The 1,872-nt window shown below is 76.5% G+C and carries 3 protein-coding genes; 1 reads left to right on the top strand and 2 read right to left on the bottom strand.

Going from position 1 to position 1,872, the window contains the following annotated elements:
• Nucleotides 1–140 precede the first annotated feature (140 nt).
• Nucleotides 141–437, bottom strand: coding sequence for an Asp-tRNA(Asn)/Glu-tRNA(Gln) amidotransferase subunit GatC (gene gatC, locus MXD60_RS27115; protein WP_248822532.1), 297 nt, complete (start codon nt 435–437; stop codon nt 141–143).
• A gap of 410 nt (nt 438–847) precedes the next feature.
• Here gatC and MXD60_RS27110 point away from each other — a divergent pair, with 410 nt between their 5' ends.
• Nucleotides 848–1,555, top strand: coding sequence for an ACT domain-containing protein (locus MXD60_RS27110; RefSeq protein WP_248822531.1), 708 nt, complete (start codon nt 848–850; stop codon nt 1,553–1,555).
• A gap of 102 nt (nt 1,556–1,657) precedes the next feature.
• On the opposite strand, the gene MXD60_RS27105 is transcribed toward MXD60_RS27110, so the two are convergent.
• On the bottom strand, nt 1,658–1,872 hold a 215-nt coding region (locus MXD60_RS27105), incomplete at its 5' end, for a hypothetical protein (protein WP_248822530.1).

The raw sequence follows: 1,872 nt of genomic DNA, 5'->3' as shown, positions 1-1,872 counted from the left end.
GGGGGGCGGCGGGCGCCCGGGGGGCCCGCCCCCCCCGGGGGGCGCCGCCGCCGGGCCCCCCCGCGGGGGGGCGGGGGGCGGCGGCGGTCGCGGAGGCGGTGGCGCTGGGAGTCGGATGGTCCGTCATGCGGGCGGTGACCTCACTCGTCCGGATCAAGGATGCGGGGCACCCGGAAGCGGCCGCCCTGCGCCGCCGGGGCCGCGGCCAGGGCATCCGCGGCGGGCAGGGACGGCCGGGCGACGTCCGGGCGGAACACGTTCGTCAGCGGCACGGCGTGGCTGGTCGGCGGGATGTCGGCCGCCGCGACCTCGGCGACCCGGGCGACCGCCGACAGGATCGCCTCGAGCTGCGGCGCGAGCGCGTCGAGCTCGTGGTCGGTCACCGATATCCGCGACAGCCGGGCGAGATGGGCTACCTCGTCCCGCGTGATCCCCATGGCGTGTGGCCCCTTCGTGGGCGGCGGGCCGGGCGGCCCGCGACTGGTCGTACGCGCCGCGGGCGGCCCGTCCCCGGGACGGCCGGGAGCTCTGTGGGCTGACAGTCCAGGTGACTGACGGTCCGGGTGGCTGACAGTCCGGGACGGCCGGGCGACGCGCCGCGTCGGCGTGATGTCATCGTACGGGCCGGCCGGCGGCCGGAGCGGAGCGCGGCCTCGCCGGCTGGCCGCTCGCCGCCGCACGGCCCACCGCGGCCGGGCCGCGGATCGCCGCCGGGCCGATCCCCGCCGGCGCGACGCGCCCGGCTTCGTCGGCGAACGCCGCCCGTTTCCGTGGAGCCGCAGGTGGACGCGGCGATCCGTCATCTCGGTGTGACCGGTCAGCCATGCAGCGGACACACTCTTTGTGCATGCTCAGCTACATGTCGCACCTGATGCGGGTGGTGTTACCGGACCGCCCGGGGACCCTCGGCGCGGTCGCCACCGCGCTGGGCGCGGCCGCCATCGACATCCTCAGCGTCACCGTCGTGGAGCGCGGACCCGTCGGCGCGGTGGACGATCTGCTCGTCGTGCTGCCGCCGGGCGGGCTGGCCGACCGGGCGCTGAGCGCCGCGCAGTCGGTGCCGGGGGTCGTCGTCGAGTCGCTGCGGCCCTTCCTCGCCGACGGCGGCGGGGTGGCTGACGACCTGGACCTCGTCGACGCGTTGACCGACCAGCCGCGCGACGCCGCCGCGACGCTGACCGAACTCGCCCCCTGCGTGTTCAACGCCGACTGGGCAGTGCTGCTCGAACATGTCGACGAGCACGACGTGCGGATCCGGGAGACCTCGGTCGGCGCCCCCGCGCTCGGCGGCGACGATCTCGGCGTGCCCGAGCGGCTCCGGCTGGTGCCACCCTGGCTCCCACTGGACCGGGCGCGGCCTGTCGACGCCAGCGAGGGCGGCCTGCCGCCGCGCTGGCAGGCGATGAGCATGGCGCTGGCCGCCGCGCCGGTGGGCCGCGACCAGCTGGTGATCCTGCTCGGTCGGCCTGGCGGACCCGCCTTCCGCGGCACCGAGATCAGCCGCCTGGCCCACCTCGCCGGCATCGCCGCGAGCCTGACCGGACCGTCCCAGTAGCGGCACCGGCGGATCCCGAAGTGCCCCGGAGCGGCTGGGTGGCCGTTACGGCCGCGCCGGCCGGCTCCGGGGCATCGACAGTCGGGTGCGGGGTCTCGGTCGTCAGCCCAGCGCGGGGGCGAGGTTGGTGCGTCGATCGGCCAGGATCTGCTGAGTGGTCCAGGTCGATCCGGACAGCCGGGACCAGTAGATGTGGTTGTCGGTCCCGACCCCACGCCACGCCATCACGAGTTCCCCGGCGCTGTTGTGCGAGAGCGCCGGTGCCGCTTCAGTGCGTCGGTCAGCGAGGATCTGCTGGGCGCTCCAGGTCGACCCGG

The sequence above is a fragment of the Frankia sp. AgB32 genome, assembly GCF_023243045.1.
In the GTDB taxonomy this organism is placed as follows: Bacteria; Actinomycetota; Actinomycetes; order Frankiales; family Frankiaceae; genus Frankia.
This window is presented reverse-complemented; position numbering and strand designations above follow the sequence as displayed.